This is a genomic window from Nocardiopsis sp. LDBS0036 (assembly GCF_041228755.1).
GTDB lineage: Bacteria > Actinomycetota > Actinomycetes > Streptosporangiales > Streptosporangiaceae > Nocardiopsis > Nocardiopsis dassonvillei.
In genome coordinates this window covers 387,569-403,909 of sequence record NZ_CP141103.1, presented here as the reverse complement: position 1 = coordinate 403,909, position 16,341 = coordinate 387,569, and the positions used below count along the sequence as shown (strand labels likewise).

General features: G+C 73.3%; 16 protein-coding genes. 6 read left to right on the top strand and 10 right to left on the bottom strand.

The window, feature by feature from the left end; genetic code table 11:
* The first annotated feature begins 58 nt into the window (after positions 1-58).
* Entirely contained in the window at positions 59-481 is a 423-nt protein-coding gene (locus tag UIS43_RS01535; RefSeq protein WP_013152604.1) for a CBS domain-containing protein, read from the top strand.
* An 8-nt stretch (positions 482-489) separates the two neighbouring features.
* Positions 490-1,566 carry a glycosyltransferase family 9 protein gene (locus UIS43_RS01530; RefSeq protein ID WP_358455383.1) on the top strand — a complete coding sequence of 359 codons (1,077 nt, stop codon included), beginning with the start codon at positions 490-492 and terminating at the stop codon, positions 1,564-1,566.
* Positions 1,567-1,678: 112 nt separating this feature from the next.
* On the opposite strand, the gene UIS43_RS01525 is transcribed toward UIS43_RS01530, so the two are convergent.
* Positions 1,679-2,287, bottom strand: coding sequence for a helix-turn-helix domain-containing protein (locus tag UIS43_RS01525; protein ID WP_013152602.1), 609 nt, complete (start codon positions 2,285-2,287; stop codon positions 1,679-1,681).
* Positions 2,288-2,352: 65 nt separating this feature from the next.
* Here UIS43_RS01525 and UIS43_RS01520 point away from each other — a divergent pair, with 65 nt between their 5' ends.
* From UIS43_RS01520 to UIS43_RS01510, 3 genes are all read left to right on the top strand, one after another.
* Positions 2,353-3,387 carry an NAD(P)/FAD-dependent oxidoreductase gene (locus UIS43_RS01520; RefSeq protein WP_071621869.1) on the top strand — a complete coding sequence of 345 codons (1,035 nt, stop codon included), beginning with the start codon at positions 2,353-2,355 and terminating at the stop codon, positions 3,385-3,387.
* 228 nt (positions 3,388-3,615) lie between these two features.
* Positions 3,616-4,095 carry a MarR family winged helix-turn-helix transcriptional regulator gene (locus UIS43_RS01515; protein ID WP_013152600.1) on the top strand — a complete coding sequence of 160 codons (480 nt, stop codon included), beginning with the start codon at positions 3,616-3,618 and terminating at the stop codon, positions 4,093-4,095.
* 234 nt (positions 4,096-4,329) lie between these two features.
* Positions 4,330-5,604, top strand: a complete 1,275-nt coding sequence (locus UIS43_RS01510; RefSeq protein ID WP_370012215.1) for an MFS transporter — start codon at positions 4,330-4,332, stop codon at positions 5,602-5,604.
* A gap of 7 nt (positions 5,605-5,611) precedes the next feature.
* Here the strand turns inward: UIS43_RS01510 and UIS43_RS01505 are convergent, their stop codons facing one another.
* On the bottom strand, positions 5,612-6,364 hold the full coding sequence (locus UIS43_RS01505; RefSeq protein ID WP_013152598.1) for a class I SAM-dependent methyltransferase: 753 nt from the start codon (positions 6,362-6,364) through the stop codon (positions 5,612-5,614).
* Positions 6,365-6,524: 160 nt separating this feature from the next.
* Between UIS43_RS01505 and UIS43_RS01500 the strand changes: the two genes are divergently transcribed.
* Positions 6,525-6,983 carry a hypothetical protein gene (locus tag UIS43_RS01500; protein WP_013152597.1) on the top strand — a complete coding sequence of 153 codons (459 nt, stop codon included), beginning with the start codon at positions 6,525-6,527 and terminating at the stop codon, positions 6,981-6,983.
* Between the two features lie 12 nt (positions 6,984-6,995).
* On the opposite strand, the gene UIS43_RS01495 is transcribed toward UIS43_RS01500, so the two are convergent.
* From UIS43_RS01495 to UIS43_RS01460, 8 genes are all read right to left on the bottom strand, one after another.
* Complete coding sequence (locus tag UIS43_RS01495) at positions 6,996-9,374, bottom strand: lysylphosphatidylglycerol synthase transmembrane domain-containing protein (protein WP_358455569.1); 2,379 nt, start codon at positions 9,372-9,374, stop codon at positions 6,996-6,998.
* A gap of 184 nt (positions 9,375-9,558) precedes the next feature.
* On the bottom strand, positions 9,559-10,224 hold the full coding sequence (locus UIS43_RS01490) for a TetR/AcrR family transcriptional regulator (RefSeq protein WP_013152595.1): 666 nt from the start codon (positions 10,222-10,224) through the stop codon (positions 9,559-9,561).
* A gap of 184 nt (positions 10,225-10,408) precedes the next feature.
* Positions 10,409-10,579, bottom strand: a complete 171-nt coding sequence (gene rpmF, locus UIS43_RS01485; RefSeq protein ID WP_013152594.1) for a 50S ribosomal protein L32 — start codon at positions 10,577-10,579, stop codon at positions 10,409-10,411.
* 67 nt (positions 10,580-10,646) lie between these two features.
* The gene (locus UIS43_RS01480; protein ID WP_013152593.1) at positions 10,647-10,895 is read right to left on the bottom strand and encodes a type B 50S ribosomal protein L31; all 249 of its coding nucleotides are present in this window, start codon (positions 10,893-10,895) and stop codon (positions 10,647-10,649) included.
* 160 nt (positions 10,896-11,055) lie between these two features.
* The gene (gene rpmG, locus UIS43_RS01475; protein ID WP_013152592.1) at positions 11,056-11,220 is read right to left on the bottom strand and encodes a 50S ribosomal protein L33; all 165 of its coding nucleotides are present in this window, start codon (positions 11,218-11,220) and stop codon (positions 11,056-11,058) included.
* A gap of 368 nt (positions 11,221-11,588) precedes the next feature.
* Positions 11,589-13,370: an ABC transporter ATP-binding protein gene (locus UIS43_RS01470; RefSeq protein ID WP_370012213.1), complete on the bottom strand. Its 1,782-nt coding sequence runs from the start codon at positions 13,368-13,370 to the stop codon at positions 11,589-11,591.
* A 45-nt stretch (positions 13,371-13,415) separates the two neighbouring features.
* Positions 13,416-14,429 carry an ABC transporter permease gene (locus tag UIS43_RS01465; RefSeq protein WP_013152590.1) on the bottom strand — a complete coding sequence of 338 codons (1,014 nt, stop codon included), beginning with the start codon at positions 14,427-14,429 and terminating at the stop codon, positions 13,416-13,418.
* Between the two features lie 88 nt (positions 14,430-14,517).
* Positions 14,518-16,266 (bottom strand): ABC transporter substrate-binding protein, encoded by a 1,749-nt coding sequence (locus tag UIS43_RS01460; RefSeq protein ID WP_041552548.1) that lies wholly within the window; start codon positions 16,264-16,266, stop codon positions 14,518-14,520.
* Between the last annotated feature and the right edge of the window lie 75 nt (positions 16,267-16,341).

Sequence of the window (16,341 nt, the reverse complement as noted above, 5' to 3'; positions counted from 1 at the left end):
CGGGCTATGGGACCGGTGAGAACGGAAGAGGCACGACCGGCACGAAAGGAGCAGGACCATGGTGGTGCGAACCATCGACCAGGTGATGAGCAGCCCGGTCCGCACGGTCTCGCCGGACACGTCCCTGCGTGAGGCCGCGGAGATCATGCGCGACGCCGACGTGGGCGACGTCGTCGTGACCCGGGACAGGCAGATCATGGGCATCCTGACCGACCGCGACATCGTGGTGCGCTGCGTGGCCGAGGGCGGCGACCCGAGCGAGCACAGCGTCGGCGACGTGTGCAGCTCGGAGGTGGCCACCGTGCCGCCGCAGAGCGGGATCGCCGACGCGGTGCACGTCATGCGCACCAGCGCGGTGCGCCGCCTTCCCGTCGTGGACGGCGACCGCGTCGTGGGCGTGGTGTCCATGGGCGACCTGGCGCGGGCCGTGGACGAGGACTCGGCGCTGGCCGACGTCAGCGCCGCCGACCCCAACCGCTGAGGTATCCGGTGGAACCGGTGGGAGAGAACCCGGGCCCCGGCCACGGGGGCCCGGACGGGGGCCGGGTCCCCGGCACGGGAGGGCGGCCGACCCTGCTGGCGCTGCGGGCGCTGGGGCTGGGCGACTTCGCCACGGCCGTTCCCGCGCTGCGCGCGCTGGAGCGGGCGCTGCCGTCCTGGCGGCGCACCCTGGCGGGCCCCTCCTGGTACCGGCACCTGGTCGCGCTGGCCGGGCTGGACTGGGAGGTCCTGCCGACCGAGCCGCTGCGCGCGCCCGACACGCGCTCTCCGGACCTGGCGGTCAACCTGCACGGCCGGGGGCCGCAGAGCACCGCGGCCCTGGCGGCGCTGACGCCGGAGCGGCTGTGGACGCACGGCCACCCGTCCGCCCCGCAGTGGCCGGGCCCGGAGTGGCCCGAGGGGGTCCACGACGCCGAGATCTGGTGCCGCCTGCTGCTCGCGCACGGTGTGGCGGCCGACCCGGACGACCTGCGGTGGCCGGACCCGTCGCGGGGGCGGGGCGCGGTGGTCGAGGGGGACACCGCGATCGTCCACCCGGGGGCCGCCTCCGGGTCGCGGCGCTGGCCCCCGGAGCGTTTCGCGCGCGTGGCGGGGGCCCTGGCGGCCTCGGGGCTGCGGGTGCTGGTGACCGGCTCGCCGAACGAGACCGCGCTGGCCGAGCGGGTGGCCGAGGCCGCCGGGCTCGGCGGTCGGGCGGTGCTGGCCGGGCGCACCTCCCTGGACCTGCTGGCGCGGCTGGTCGGCGAGGCTCGGCTGGTGGTGTGCGGGGACACCGGGGTCGGTCACCTGGCCACGGCCTACGGCACGCCGTCGGTGCGCCTGTTCGGGCCGGTCTCCCCGCGGCTGTGGGGCCCGCGGGTGGACCGGGACGTCCACGTGTGCCTGTGGGCGGGTCGCCTGGGCGATCCGCACGCCGCCGAACTGGACCCGGGACTGGACGCGATCGGCGTGGAGGAGGTCGTCGCCGCGTGCCGGAGCGTGTGCGCCTCCGACCGCCCCACCGCCGAACAGGCGGTCCCCGGCTCCCGAGCGCCGACCCCCTGCCCGAAAGCGTGGACGATGTGACGCACGGGAGTTCCGCAGCGGTGGCCCTGCCCCCGAGGGCGCTGTCAGCGGTCCACCGCGCCTCTGGGAGCAGGACCGCCCCTGGTGGGCGCGGGTCGGCGCGCCCTCCCGGTCACGCGTCGGCGTCGCCGGACGCGTTCTCCGTCTTGGGGCGGGCGCGCAGGTGCGCGCGCTCCCCCTGTCTGCCGAACAGGCTGAGGAACTCGACCGCCTCGGTGTCGGCGGAGCCGAACCAGTGCGGCACGCGGGTGTCGAACTCGGCCGCCTCCCCCGGGGCGAGCACCAGGTCGTGCTCGCCCAGCACGACCCGCAGCCGACCGTTGAGGACGTAGAGCCACTCGTAGCCCTCGTGGGTCTGCGGGTCGGGCCGGCTCGGCCGGTCGCGGCCCGGGATCACCAGCTTGTACGCCTGGATGCCGCCGGGGCGGCGGGTCAGGGGCAGCATGGTCATGCCGTGGCGGTTGACCGGACGCAGGTGGATGCGCGGGTCGCCGGTGGGCGGCGCGTCCACGAGTTCGTCGAGGGTGACCCCGTACGCCCTGGCCAGCGGAAACAGCAGTTCGAGGGTGGGTCGGCGAGAACCCGACTCCAGCCGGGACAGCGTGCTCACCGAGATGCCGGTCGCCGCCGACAGGTCGGTCAGCGTGGTCTCCTTCTGCTTGCGCAGTGCGCGCAGCCGGGGTCCGACCGCGTCGAGCGCCTGGTCGAGGTCGTGTTCCATGCCGCCATTTTGCCATAACGGCAACAAAGATTGCGCGAACCGGCGAGGGGTCGCATGGTGGGGGCATGGAGGTGATCGCGGTGAACGATCAGTTGGAGAACGGCTACGACGCGGTGGTGGTCGGCGGTGGCGCCGCCGGACTGAACGGCGCCCTCATGCTGGCCCGGGCGCGGCGCTCGGTGGCGGTGCTCGACTCGGGCGCCCCGCGCAACGCGCCCGCGTCGGGCGTGCACGGGCTGCTGGCCCGGGAGGGCATGTCCCCGGCCGAACTGCTGGAGCGGGGCCGGGCGGAGGTGCGCGGCTACGGCGGCCACGTGAACACAGGGGAGGTCACGGCTGTGACCCGCGACGGCGGCGGGTTCCGGGTGGAACTGGCCGACGGCCGCGGCGTACACGCGCGCCGGGTCCTGGTGACCACCGGGCTTGTGGACGAACTACCGGATGTGGCGGGCGTGCGGGAGCAGTGGGGCGCGGGCGTGGTGCACTGCCCGTACTGCCACGGCTGGGAGGTGCGCGACCGGGCCATCGGCGTGCTGGCCAGCGGTCCGATGGCGGTGCACCAGGCGCTGCTGTTCCGCCAGTGGAGCGAGGACGTCACGCTCTTCACCCACACCACGCCCTCACCGGGCGAGGAGGACGCCGAGAAGCTGGCCGCCCGCGGCATCCGCGTGGTGGAGGGTCCGGTGGCCTCCCTGGAGACCGCCGACGGCCGGATCACGGGGCTGCGGCTCGCGGACGGCACGGTGGTCGACCGGGAGGTGGTGGCCGTCGGAACGCGGATGGTGGCACGCGCCTCCTTCCTGGAGACGCTCGGCCTGCGGGCGCGGGAGCATCCGATGGGGGTCGGCGAGTACGTCCCCACCGACGAGAACGGCCGCACCGAGGTGCCCGGGGTGTGGGCCGCGGGCAACGTCACCGACCTGACCGCCCAGGTCGGCGCGTCGGCGGCCTCGGGCGCCGCCGCCGGGGCCCAGATCAACGCCGACCTGGTCAACGAGGACACCCGCCGGGCGGTCGCCGCCCGCCGCGACGCCTTCTCGGCCGAGTCCGAGGCGCGTGTGGGCGAGCTGGTCGCGGGCGAGGGCCGCCACGGTCTGTGAGCTCCGGGAAGGGGGCGGCGCGTCCGGGCGTGTGGACAGGGCCTGGTCGCCTCCGACCCCGGGACCGGGACTGCCGACCACGGCGGCCGTGAGGCCGCCCCCGCACGGCTCCGTGGCGCGGGCACGCAGGCGCCCGTGACCGCTGTTCCCCGCGGCGTACCGCGCCGCGGGGAACAGCGCCCGTCCCACGGCGGAGCACGCCGGCCGAAGATGCCCTAGCCTTGCGGCGTGCACCACGACGACGAGCACACCGAAAACGCGGACGCCGGGGACGGCCGGGGCCCCGATGTCGCCCACCTCCTGGTCCGCCTCCTCAACATCAGCCAGCGGATCGGGCGCTACGCCGCGCACGAGACCGGTGAGCGCACGTCCCCGGCGACATGGCGCGCGCTGAGCGTGCTCCAGGAGAAGGGGCCGCTGCGGCTGGGCGTCCTGGCCGAGCACTGCCGGGTCAGGCAGCCGACCATGACGGTGATCGTGGAGTCGCTGCTCTCCTCCGGGTACGTGGCGCGCAGTCCCGACCCCGACGACCGGCGGGCCCAGCTGCACGAGCTGACCCTGGCGGGCGCGGCGGCGCTGGAGGACTGGCGGCAACGGATCGGCGACGCGCTGGAGCCGCTGTTCTCCGACCTGTCCGCGCGCGAGCGGGAGCTGCTGTCGGAGTCGGTGCGGCTGCTGGACGAGCGGCTGCGCCGCGGCGGGGCCTGAGCGGGCGGTTCCGTTCCCGGAGCCCGGTCACACCCTCGGCTCGCACCGCCCTCGCGCCCGCCGCACACGTGCCCTCCCGCGGTTCCGGTGATCGACACCTCCCCTCCCTCGGGCCCCTCGCGTGCCGGTCGGGAATGCGCGGGGATTAACATAGGTTACCTATGTGAATGAGGGCCCCGACCGGATCGGCCGCCGTCCTCCCCACCATCAGCGACGACAGGGAGCAGCGAGAACATGGTGGCGAAGACCGACACCCCGCGTACAGCACCGCCCGGAGGCGCGGACCAGGGACACGCGCCGGAGGGTTCCATCCTCCGGCAGCCGCGCGCCGTGTGGGCCGTGGCGTTCGCCTGCGTGATCGCCTTCATGGGCATCGGCCTGGTCGACCCGATCCTGCCCGCGATCTCCCGCAGCCTGGAGGCCACGCAGACCCAGACCTCGCTGCTGTTCACCAGCTACCTGCTGGTCACCGGCCTGGCCATGCTCGTCACCAGCTGGGTGTCGAGCCGCCTGGGCGCCAAGCGCACCCTGCTGGTCGGCCTGGCGCTGATCGTGGTCTTCGCCGCCGCGGCCGGGGCCAGCGGCAGCGTCGAGTCCGTCATCGGCTTCCGGGCCGGGTGGGGACTGGGCAACGCGTTCTTCATCTCCACCGCCCTGGCCACCATCGTCGGCGCCGCCAGCGGCGGGGCCTCCTCCGCGATCGTGCTCTACGAGGCGGCGCTGGGCCTGGGCATCGCCACGGGCCCGCTCCTGGGCGGACTGCTCGGCAGCGTCAGCTGGCGCGGCCCCTTCTTCGGTACCGCCGCGCTGATGGCGGTCGGGTTCGTCGCGATCGCCGTCCTGCTCAGGAGCGACGCCGCGGAGCGGACCGCGCCGGTGCCGCTGTCGGCCCCGTTCGCGGCGCTGCGCGTCCCGGGCATCCTGGTGCTGGCCCTGGCCGCGCTGTTCTACAACATCGGGTTCTTCGCCCTGCTGGCCTACACGCCCTTCCCGCTGGGGCTGGACGAGATGGGCCTGGGGTTCACCTTCTTCGGCTGGGGCCTGGCGGTCGCCGTGACCTCGGTCTTCGTGGCTCCGGTGCTCACCCGCCGGTGGCCGCGCACGCAGGTGCTGTGGGCGACCCTGCTCCTGCTGGCCGCGGACCTGGTCGCCGCGGGCGCGCTCATCTCGTCCACGGCGGGGCTGATCACCGCCATCGTGCTGGGCGGCCTGCTGCTGGGCGTGCTCAACACGGTGCTGACCGAGTGCGTGATGGAGGCCAGCGACCTGCAGCGTTCGGTGGCGTCCTCGTCCTACTCGGCGGTGCGCTTCCTCGGCGGCGCCGCCGCTCCCCCGGCCGCCTCCGCGCTCGCCGCGGCCCTGTCCCCCGGCGCGCCGATGTACGCGGCGGCGGTGTCCGTGGCGCTGGCCGCGGGGATCGTGCTCCTGGGCCGCGGGGCGCTGCGCAGGGTGGACAACGGCCCCGAGTCCGCCCGGGCCGAGGCCGAGGCGATCACGCTGGGCGAGTGAGCGCCGGTCAGCGCCGGGCCGCCTCGACGAGGAAGCGGTCCACCGTGCACGTGAGCGGGATCCCCCGCGCCATGTCCCGGTGCAGCCGCAGCAGCGGCCCGCGGTGGGTGTGCGCGTCGAAGCCCGGCACCTGCCACGGCACCATGCGCAGGTAGGACACGAGCGCGCCCACGTCGTGGAAGCGGCGCAGGGTCCGGGCCCGGCGGGCGCGGGTGACGGCCAGGCCCGCCCCCTCCAGGCCCGCGACCGCCGCGTCGAGGTTCCAGCGCGCGTCCCGGTCTGGGGGCGGCCCCTCCAGGAGGGCGCTGAGTTCGTACCCGTCGTCTCCGCCGACCTGCTGGGTGACGAAGACCCCGCCGGGGGCCAGGACCCGGGCGACCTCGGCGGGGTCGTAGGCCTCGTGGCGGTCGAGCACCGCGCCGAACTCCCCGGAGGGCAGGGGCAGACTCCCGTCGGGCCCCGGCTCCACCACGTCCACCGCCAGGGCCGCGAGCCTGCGGCGCGCGACGGGCACGTTCGGCGGCCACCCCTCGGTGGCCCGGGAGCCGGGCGGCAGCGGCGCCAGCGAGGAGAGGAACTCTCCGCCCCCGGTGCCCAGGTCCAGGACGGGCGCCCGCACGGTACGCACGAGCCGCCCGGCGCGCTCCCCGTAGGACCAGGGCAGCGGGTCCTCGACCACCCTCCCGTCCAGGAAACGGAAGTCCCACCCGGAGGTCGGCCGCCGGACGGCCTCCTCCACCAGGTCGTCGAAGTCTCGCACGGGTTCCCGCCTCCTCGTCGTCATCCGGCCATTGTGCGCACCCGGCGGGGCGGGCTCAACCGGTTAACGACGGGGCGCGGCCCCGGGTACGACCACGGGCGTACACGGTCGATACCGAACGCGGATGTGCTGGCGCGGCGGTCTCCCTAGGGTCGTGGGCATGACCGCACAGAAACGCTCCGCCCTCGGCCTGCCCTGGACCGTCATCGCCCTGCTGGCCCTGCTCGCGGCGCCCCGCGTGATCCTGCACGACCTCGGCGTCATCCAGGAGGGAACGCTCGTCAACGCCCTGTTCGTGTTCGTCCCCCCGCTCGTGTGGGTGGCGGTGGCCGTCCTGGCCCGGGCGCCGAACCCGTTCCTGACGCTGTTGGCGGTCGGCCTGCTCTACGGCGTCCTCCTCGCCCTAGGGCACCAGCTGCTGTGGAACACCGCCTGGGAGGGCGGTCCCCCCAGGCTCGGCGGCAACCTCGGCGACCTGCCGCCCCTCGCGCACGCGGTCGTCATCCGCGGCTTCGCGGTGGTGAGCAGCCTCCTCACCGGGGCGGCCGTCGGCGCCGTCACCGGTCTGGTCGCCTGGGGGATCGGCAGGCTCGTGCCCGCCCGCTCCGGCGTCTCCTGAAGCCCGGCCCGCTCAGATGGCCTCGCGGCGCTGGAGGTAGGAGAAGGCCCCCCAGCCCGGCAGGACCGGCAGCCAGAAGGTCAGCAGCCGGAACAGCAGCACCGCGGGCAGCGCGACGGCGGCGGGGACGCCCGCCACGGTGGTCAGGCCGCCGATCAGGGCGGCCTCCACCGCACCCAGGCCGCCGGGCGTGGGCGCGGCCGAGCCGATGGCGTTGCCCGCCAGGAACACCACCGCGACCGCCACCAGGCTCACCTGGGCGCCCGGGTCGGCGAAGGCCAGGACCGAGAACTGCAGGCACAGCACGAACGCCGCGGTGATCAGCAGCGTTCCGCCGAAGCCGAGCAGCAGGCTGGACGGGCTCTGGAGCATGTCCAGCAGCCGCGGCAGCACCCCGCGCAGGTAGGGCCGGATCCGGGCGCCGAGGGCGTGCCGCAGCCGGGGCAGCAGCAGGACCACCCCCACCACGGCCGTTCCGGCGACACTGATCACGACGACGGTCGGGGAGGGCGTGAACCCGGTCCAGTACGAGGTGCCGGTGAGGTAGGCGCACACCAGCAGCAGCGGTACGTGCACCAGGAACCCGACCAGCTGGGTGAGGCCCACCGCGGACAGGGCCAGGGAGGTCGAGACCCCCTCCCTGGTGACGAACCGGGTGTTGATCGCGAGCGACCCCAGCCCGGCGGGGGCGGCGATGCGCACGAACGACCCCGCGTACTGGACCATGACGGTGCGCCACCACGGCAGCGGCACGGGCACGAAGCCGATGAGGATCATCGCGGCGGAGAGCGTGCACACCACCGACGCGGCGAGCGCGGCCAGCGTCCACACCGGGTCGGCCCGGCCGATGGCGGTGAAGTCCACGCCGGTGAGCTGGTACAGCAGCACCAGGCCGACGACGGTGGCGACGATGACGCTGACCACGGTGCGCGGACGCATGCGCTCCAGGCGGGCGGGTTCGGAGGGCGCCTCCGGGGCGATGCGCACCACGCGCTCGCGCAGCCTGGCCAGGAGCCCGCGGTCCCCGCGCAGCCCCCTGCGCAGCGCGTAGGGCAGGCCTGCGGGTTGCAGGAAGGGCAGGACCGCGGCCGTGGCGGTCACGCCCAGCGCGCGCACCGCCGAGTCCACGGCGCGCCCGGACCCCACCCGCATGGCCAGCAGGGTGAGCATGGCGGCCTGGTCCAGCCAGACCTGGAGCTGGGGGGCGGCCACGCCGCCGCGGTCCAGGCCGGTGAGCAGGACCGCCGCTTCATGAGAGGCCGCCGGGACCGGCGGGACCGCGGTTTCGGAGGTGCCTGCCGAGGTGGCGGCGTCTGCCGGTTCTGATGCGCCCTCGGGGACGGAGGCGCTGGCAGGGTCGCAGGGCTGGTCCAGGACACCGACGGTGGCGCCGTTGACGTTGCCGTGGACGAGCCGGTGGCGGTGCAGCAGTCCGAGTTCGCGCCAGCACAGGTCGATCAGCTCGTCGGTGAGCTCCTCGTCGTCGAGCGCGTCCAGCGCGCGGAAGGCGGGCAGCTCGCGGACCAGCAGGACGGTGCCGGGCCCGAGTTCGCCGACGGCCAGGACCCGGGGGACGGCGGCCCCCGCCTGCCGGGCGGAGAAGCTCATCAGAGCGGCGTGCTCGGCGCGGCGGCGCACGCCGTAGAGCATCCGGGGCGCCACGGGACCGCGCAGGAACAGCAGGTCGCGCAGGCGCCGCCAGAACCCGGCGGTGTTCTCGGAGCTGAGCACGACCAGTTCCACCCGGCGGCCGTCGTCGAGTTCGGCCAGGTGGCGGGGGTTGCCCTCCTCGTCGTCGTCCGCGCGGGAGACGCCGGTGGCGGCCAGCCCGAACCGGCGCAGCTCGGCGTCCAGTCCGTTGTCGGTCTGCGGCGGCGGCCTCTCCCCCAGCGCGTACCGGACCAGGGCGGCGCAGGTGAGGCCGACCAGGACGGTCAGGACGAGGGCGAGGAGGCTGGTGACCCCGGCCAGCAGGGCGCAGACCGCGACGGTGGTGTTGCCCGCCCACAGGATCGAGCGGACCCGCGGCAGCCCGGTGGGCATGGTGCGGATGAAGGCCAGGACGGCGGCCACGTAGCCGAGGGTGGCGCTGGTGAACACGTCGTCGGGGGCGAGCGCGTCGGGGAACCGCTCCGGGCCGATCAGCGCGAAGAGGGTGGCGTTGATCAGCGAGGCGAGTGTGTAGGCGGCGATTCCGGCGGCGACCGGCCGGACCAGGGAGCGCAGCCGCCCGGTGAACAGCGTGCGCAGGACGACGTAGCTGACCAGGACGATCAGCAGGAGGTTGGCGCCCGCGGCGACGAGCAGGAGCAGGCCGGAGGGCAGCAGCGCGCGGAGCCGGTCGGGATCGGTCCCCTCCACACCGTCGGTGACCACGCGGACGGCGATCATGATCGCCGCCACCACGATCAGGCCGACCGTTCCCGTGAGGAGGTCGACGGGCCTGCGCGGGGCTCTCGGTGTCCGTGGGTCCGGCGGGGGGATCTCGTCGGTTCGCGTTGTCACACCCTTAAGACTGCCCGAATCCGAGGGGGCCGGGGGCCAGGGGCGGTGCGTTTCGCGGGAGCGTCCGCGCTCAGCCCGTGGAGAGGTCGGGGATCTGGTCCAGCCCGATCTCGGGGGCGGCTGGCAGGGGGCGGCGCCGTTCCGTGTTCTCGAAGGACTGGAGGAGGTAGGCCACCAGGCGGCGGGAGGAGGCGGCGGCCGCCTCCGGCGGGCCGGAGGCGGCCCCGCAGTTGGCCAGGAACACCAGCGTGAGGTCGGCGAGCGCGAAGTCGGGGCGCAGCCGCCCGGCCGCCTTGGCCCGGCGGATGAGTTCGGTGAGGCCGCGTTCGGCGCGCTCGCGCTTCTCCTCGAAGGGGACCGCGCCGGGGAAGGTGGTGAGGAACGCGCCGGTGAAGCCCCGGTCGGCGGCCTGCATCGCGCACACCCGCTCGACCACCGAGCAGAAGCCCCGCCAGGGGTCCGGGTCGGCGAGGCCGTCGTCCACCAGGGAGGCGCAGGCCGTCAGCTGGTCGGCGAACACCTCGGTGACCAGGGCCTCGCGGGTGGGGAAGCGGCGGTAGAGGGTGGCGACCCCCACTCCGGCGCGGCGGGCGATGGCCGACATCGGCACGTCGATCCCGCGTTCGGCGAAGGCCGCGCGGGCCGCCTCGACGATGCGGTGGCGGTTGTGCAGCGCGTCGGCGCGCAGCCCCGGGGCGTCGCCGCCGGGCGCGGTAGGGGGCGTTCGGGCTGGCATGCCCACCACCCTACGGCGCTCGGCCGCCCCGCCCGGCTGCTCGCCTGCGGTGCCCGCACCGCCGCGCGCCGGGCGGGAGGGGGTCCCGGCGCGCGGCGGTGCGGGCGGACGCGCGGCGGCGTCCGCGGTGCCCGGGCCCGGTGTCGCGGCCGGACCGGGGGCCGGCGGGCCGTGCCGGGTCCGGCTACTCGGGCGGCGCGAGCAGTCCGCGCTCGTAGGCGCGGACGAGGTTGCGCGGCACGAGGTACTCGCGGCCGCGGATGTGGACGCGCACCAGGTCGGGGGTGGCGGCCTTCCACTGGGAACGGCGCGTGCGGGTGTTGGACCGCGACATCCTGCGCTTGGGTACGGCCATGGGACCTCTGCCTTCTTCTCGGGTGGTCGGGGGCGGGGCGACGGGCCCCGCCTCGCGCTCGTGTCGGTCAGCCCTTGCGCTGGTAGCGGCGCTGGAAGCGCTCCACGCGGCCCGCCGTGTCCACCACGCGGGCGTTGCCCGTGTAGAAGGGGTGGCTGGCGCTGGAGATCTCGACGTCGATCAGCGGGTAGGTGCGGCCGTCGCTCCACTCGATGGTCTTGTCGCTGGTGGCGGTGGACCTGGTGAGGAAGGAGAAGTCGGCCGCGCGGTCGCGGAAGACGACCGGGTGGTAGTCGGGGTGGATTCCCTGCTTCATGTGTGCCCCCTTGGGGTGGTCGTTGGGCGCGGCGGTCCGCCTGCTCGGCGGCGTGCGACGGGAGGACGCCCGTCAGGATCGGCGGCACCGCCGCCGGTCGGGGCGCCGGTCAGCCGGGGCCCGGCCTTTCCGGGAACGGGCGGCCGGGGCGCGGCCCGGCTCAGCGCTCCTCGCGGAACTCGACGTGGCGGCGCACGCGCGGGTCGTACTTCTTCAGGGTGAGCCGGTCGGGCGTGTTGCGCCGGTTCTTGCGGGTGACGTAGGTGAAGCCCGTCCCCGCGGTGGACTTGAGCTTGATGATCGGCCGGATCTCGTTGCGTGCCATGGATGCCTCCTCAGGGTTCCCACGCGTTACAAGTCAATGATAACCGTTTTCATTCCCGATTCGGCCGGGTCATCTCTCCCCTGTGGACGACCCCCGCCCGACGGCGTTCAGCCGCCGGAACCGCCGCGGACCGGACGCCCGTACTGGCAGTCCCCCGCCGCGCACGGGCGCGCCCGCCGTGACGGGTCCAGCACCCGGCTCGGCGCGCGGCCCGGCGGGCCAACGCGCGGCCCGGCACTGTCATCGGCGCCCCCGTCCCGGACACGCGAAACGCCGGTGCCGCCGCGGGGTTCCGCGGCGGCACCGGCGCTGGGTCGTTCTGCCGGTCGGCTACCGGTCCGTCAGGACCGTTGAGCCCGTGAGGAGCGTCAGGCGACGGCCTTGCCCTCGGCGCGCTTCTCCACGCGCCCGGCGCGCAGACGGCGGGCCTCGTCGGGGTCCAGGACCGGAGCGGCAGTCAGCAACTGGCGGGTGTAGTCGCTGGTGGGGTTCTCGTACACCGCGTCGCTGTCACCCATCTCCACCACCTCACCCGCGCGCATCACCGCGACCCGGTCGCTGACCTGACGCACCACCGCCAGGTCGTGGGCCACGAAGATGTAGGTCAACCCGAAGTCGTCCTGCAACTCCGACAACAACCGCAACACCTGATCCTGCGTCGACACGTCCAACGCCGACACCGGCTCATCACAGATGATCAGCTTCGGCTTGAGGATCAACGCCCGCGCGATCGCGATCCGCTGACGCTGACCACCCGAGAACGCGTGCGGGAACCGGTTGTAGTGATTGGGCTCCAACCCCACCCGCTCCAACAGCTCCTGCACCTGACGGCGCACCTTCTTGGTGTCCCTCTCCCCCTGCACCCGCAACGCGGTCCCGATCGCGTCCCCCACCGTCACCCGCGGATTGAGCGAGGAATAGGGGTTCTGGAAGACCATCTGCACGTCCCGACGCAGCGGACGCAACGCCCGCTCGGGCATGTGGGTGATGTCGCGGCCCTCGAACTCCACCCGGCCCCGCGTGGGCTCCAGCAGACGCATCACCATCCGCGACAGCGTGGACTTGCCCGACCCCGACTCCCCCACGATCCCCAGCGTCTCACCGCGGTGCAGGTCGAAGGAGACCCCCTTGACCGCCCAGAAGTCCGTGGCCTTGCCCCAGGTGCCGCCGCGCACCTTGAACCGCTGCGCCACGTCCTCCACCCGCAGGAGCGGGGTCTCCTCGGAGGAGCCCTCGCCGCCGGCGGAGGGGGTGAAGGCCGCGAACTGGCCCGGCTCGGTGACCCTGCCCTCGCGCTTGTCGCGCTCGACCCGGTCGGCCCGGTCCTGGGCGCGCCGCTGGGCGCGGGAGACCTCCACGCGCGGCACGGCGGCCAAGAGCCCCTGGGTGTAGGGGTGCTCGGGCTCGGAGAGGACCTTGCGCACGTCGCCGCGCTCGACCGCGACGCCGTGGCGCATGACCACGACCTCGTCCACCGAACCCGCCACCACCGCCAGGTCGTGCGAGACCAGGATCAGGCCCATGCCCAGGTCGCGGCGCAGCTCGTCCAGCAGGTCCAGGACCTGGGCCTGCACCGTCACGTCCAGGGCGGTGGTGGGCTCGTCGGCCAGCAGCACCTTGGGCTCGCACATCAGCCCCATGGCGATGACCACGCGCTGGCGCATGCCGCCGGAGAACTCGTGCGGGTAGGAGTTGATCCGCTTGGCGGGCTCGGGGATGCCCACCCGCTCCAGCGACTCCACCGCGCGGGCGTGCGCCTCGGCCTTGGTGGCCTTGGGCCGGTGGATGCGGTAGGCCTCGATCAGCTGGTTGCCGATCGTGTACTGCGGGTGCAGCGACTGCATGGGGTCCTGGAAGACCATGGCGATGTCGTTGCCGCGCATCCGCCGCAGCCTCTTGTCCGAGGCGCTGACCACGTCCTGGCCCGCGACCTCGATGGAGCCGGTGATCTTCGCCTTGCTGCCCCGGTGCAGGCCCATGAGGGCCAGCGAGGTCACGCTCTTGCCCGAGCCCGACTCGCCCACGATGCCCAGGGCACCGCCCGCGGGCACCTCGAAGGACAGCCCTTTCACCGCGTGGACGTCGCCGTCCATGGTCGGGAACGTCACCCGCAGGTCGTCCACGCGGACGACGGGGTCGGTCGAGGCCATGTCACTTTCCTTCGTTAGAGCTGCTCTGTTCAACGCTGTCGGTCGTCAGGCGGCGATGCGCACGCGCGGGTCGACGACCGGGTAGAGCAGGTCGACGATCAGGTTGCAGACGACGATGAAGACAGCGCCCATCAGGGTCACACCGAGCACCACGGGCAGGTCCTTGCCGATGATCGCGTCGATGGCGTAGGCGCCGATGCCGTTCAGGGAGAAGACCTTCTCCGTCAGGATCGCGCCGCCCAGGACCAGGCCGACGTCCAGGCCGAAGATGGTCACGATGGGCGTCAGCGTCGGGCGCAGCGCGTGCTTGAAGATCACGCGGCGCTCGCTCAGCCCCTTGGCGCGGGCGGTGCGGATGTAGTCCTCGCCCAGGACCTCCAGCATGCCCGCGCGCGTCTGGCGCGCGTACTGCGCCGCGTGCAGGAAGGCCAGGGTGACCCAGGGCAGGAACATCACCTGGAACCAGCCGACCGGGTCCTCGGTGAGGGGGACGTAGCGCGAGACCGGGAACAGCTCCCACTTGTGCACGAGGAAGGCCAGGGCGAGCAGACCGGTGAAGTAGATCGGCATGGACACGCCCACCAGGGCGGCGCTCATGGCGATGCGGTCGAAGATGCTGCCCTTCTTGACCGCCGAGAGGACGCCGACGGCCACGCCGCCGATGATCCAGATGACGGCCGCGCCCAGGGCCAGCGAGGCGGTGACCGGCAGGCGGTCGAGCAACTGGGGCAGCACGGGGCTGTTGGTGGTGAAGGAGTAACCCAGGCAGGGCGCCGCGCACTCCACCGTCTCCCGGCCGAAGGTGTACTCGGAGCCGAGGACCAGACCCTTGACGAAGTCCATGAACTGCACGGCGATGGGCTGGTCAAGGCCCAGGCGCGCCACCGTGGCGTCGAGCGCCTCGGGGGTGGGGGCCTTGCCCACGTACATCGCGGCCATACCGCGCGGGGTCACGCCGGCCCAACGGGGCAGGACGTAGAAGATCCAGAAGGTCACCGCCGTGACGACGGCGAGCAGCAGCAGTCCCGCACCCAGGCGGCGGAGAATATAGTTCAGCATCGCGGTCGGCGGCGGGGGTACCCACGGGGCCGTGGCACCCCCGCCGCCATCACCTGCCTTCTCGTACTAGTTCAGGCCGGTCGGAGCACTAACCCCGGTCCACGCCCAGGGCCATGAAGTCGTACATCGCGTACGAGGACGTGTAGTAGACGTTGGTCAGCTCGTCCGAGCGGTAGAACAGCGCGCGGTCGAAGACGACCGGCAGGATGGCCGCCTGCTCCATGACCAGGGTGTCGATCTGCTCGTAGATGCTGGCGCGCTCGTCCGGGTCCTCGGTGGCCAGCGCCTCGTCCCACAGGGCGTTGATCTCCGGGTCGTCGAGCTCGGAGGTGTTGTAGTTGCCCGTGGCCTGGATGGCGTCGCCGTCGGTGATCTTGGAGGCGAAGCCGTAGCCGGTGGCCCAGTCGGGGATCCAGCCGGAGACGCTCAGGCCGATGTTGTTCTCACGGACGTAGTCCTGCGAGCCCGCGTACTGGGCGAAGAAGTCCTCGGCCGGGAAGGTCTGGATGTCGACCTCGATGCCCACGCGCTTGAGGGACTCCTGGAGGGACTCCGCGGTGGCGATGTCGTTGGGACGGCCGTCGCGGACCGCGATGGTGGTGCTGAAGCCCTCGGCCTCGCCGCACTCCTCCAGCTTGGCCTCGGCGGCGGCCAGGTCGCCCTTGTCGTCGTCGGAGGGGTACAGGTCCGACTCCGGGTTCGAGCCCTGGATGGTCGGCGGGAGCAGGTTGGTGGCGATGTCGCCGCCGGTCTCGCCGCCCCAGGCGCGGTGCAGGCTGTCCCGGTCGGCCGCGTACATGATCGCCTGGCGGCAGGCCACGTCCTCGATGACCGGGGTGTGGATGTTGACGTAGCGCAGGGCGCCCGAGTACGGGTTGTCCAGGTTGGCCTGGGCGTCCTCGTCGGTGAGCAGGCTGCTCTTCATCGCCGGGCCGACGCCGACGCCGGACAGGTCGACGTCGAGGTCGCCGTTGACCAGGCGCTGGTCGATCTCGTCCTGGTCGATGCCGATCTGGACGGTGACCTCATCCGGCAGGGCCGGGCGGATCGGGTCGGTCTCGGCGTCCCAGTGCTCGTTGCGGACCAGGTTGAGCTGGACGCCGGGCTCGTAGTTGCCCTCGAACTTGTACGGGCCCGAGGAGAGGACCTTCTCCTTGTACAGCGCGCCGCGGTCGGCCTCCACGGGCACCGGGGCGGTCTGCGGCTGGGTCAGCACGTAGGGGAACTCGGAGAAGGGGTCCTTGAGGTGGAAGACCAGGGTGTAGTCGTCCGGGGTCTCGACCGCGGTGAAGGTCTCCAGCGGGTCGTCGACCTCGTAGACGTTGAAGGGCTCCTGGTCCAGGTGCGCCTCGAAGTAGCGCGGACCGTTGGGCAGCTCACCGCCGTTGTAGTTCGAGCGCGCGATGGCGTACTTGATGTCCTGCGCCGTGATCTCGGAGCCGTCCTCGTACTTGAGGCCCTCCTGGATCTTGATGGTCCACTCGGTGAAGTCCTCGTTGGGCTCGGGCATGCCAGCGGCCATGTCCGTGGTCAGCTCGGTGGACTCCTGGGCCGGCGCCGGGGTGAAGGCCAGCAGCGTACGGGCGTAGTAGCGGGTGAAGTTCCAGCTGAACCCGTAGTAGGTGTCGCCCGGGTCGGTGGAGTCGAAGTCCGAGGAGATGGCGTAGCGCAGGGTGCCGCCGGTCTGGTCGGACGCGTTGACGACCTCGGTCGAGCCCTGGTCGAAGGCGGCGTCGGACGCGGAGTCTCCGCCGTTGGAGCCACCGCCCCCGCACGCCGAAAGGAGGATGGAAGCCGCCGCGCCGAGCGCGACGAAGCCGAGGGTGCGTTTCCTCAAGGAACTGCCTCTCATGCGAACCTGATGGTGATGATGGGATCAACCTGTCGTCGGATCCCTGCCTTGCGGAGGCCG

Excerpts from the sequence above, each read along its gene's own strand:
- UIS43_RS01535 (WP_013152604.1), top strand. The coding sequence starts at position 59 with ATGGTGGTGCGAACCATCGACCAGGTGATGAGCAGCCCGGTCCGCACG.
- UIS43_RS01525 (WP_013152602.1), bottom strand. The coding sequence starts at position 2,287 with ATGGAACACGACCTCGACCAGGCGCTCGACGCGGTCGGACCCCGGCTG.
- UIS43_RS01520 (WP_071621869.1), top strand. The coding sequence starts at position 2,353 with ATGGAGGTGATCGCGGTGAACGATCAGTTGGAGAACGGCTACGACGCG.
- UIS43_RS01510 (WP_370012215.1), top strand. The coding sequence starts at position 4,330 with ATGGTGGCGAAGACCGACACCCCGCGTACAGCACCGCCCGGAGGCGCG.
- UIS43_RS01500 (WP_013152597.1), top strand. The coding sequence starts at position 6,525 with ATGACCGCACAGAAACGCTCCGCCCTCGGCCTGCCCTGGACCGTCATC.
- UIS43_RS01495 (WP_358455569.1), bottom strand. The coding sequence starts at position 9,374 with ATGATCGCCGTCCGCGTGGTCACCGACGGTGTGGAGGGGACCGATCCC.
- UIS43_RS01490 (WP_013152595.1), bottom strand. The coding sequence starts at position 10,224 with ATGCCAGCCCGAACGCCCCCTACCGCGCCCGGCGGCGACGCCCCGGGG.
- rpmF (WP_013152594.1), bottom strand. The coding sequence starts at position 10,579 with ATGGCCGTACCCAAGCGCAGGATGTCGCGGTCCAACACCCGCACGCGC.
- UIS43_RS01480 (WP_013152593.1), bottom strand. The coding sequence starts at position 10,895 with ATGAAGCAGGGAATCCACCCCGACTACCACCCGGTCGTCTTCCGCGAC.
- rpmG (WP_013152592.1), bottom strand. The coding sequence starts at position 11,220 with ATGGCACGCAACGAGATCCGGCCGATCATCAAGCTCAAGTCCACCGCG.
- UIS43_RS01470 (WP_370012213.1), bottom strand. The coding sequence starts at position 13,370 with ATGGCCTCGACCGACCCCGTCGTCCGCGTGGACGACCTGCGGGTGACG.
- UIS43_RS01465 (WP_013152590.1), bottom strand. The coding sequence starts at position 14,429 with ATGCTGAACTATATTCTCCGCCGCCTGGGTGCGGGACTGCTGCTGCTC.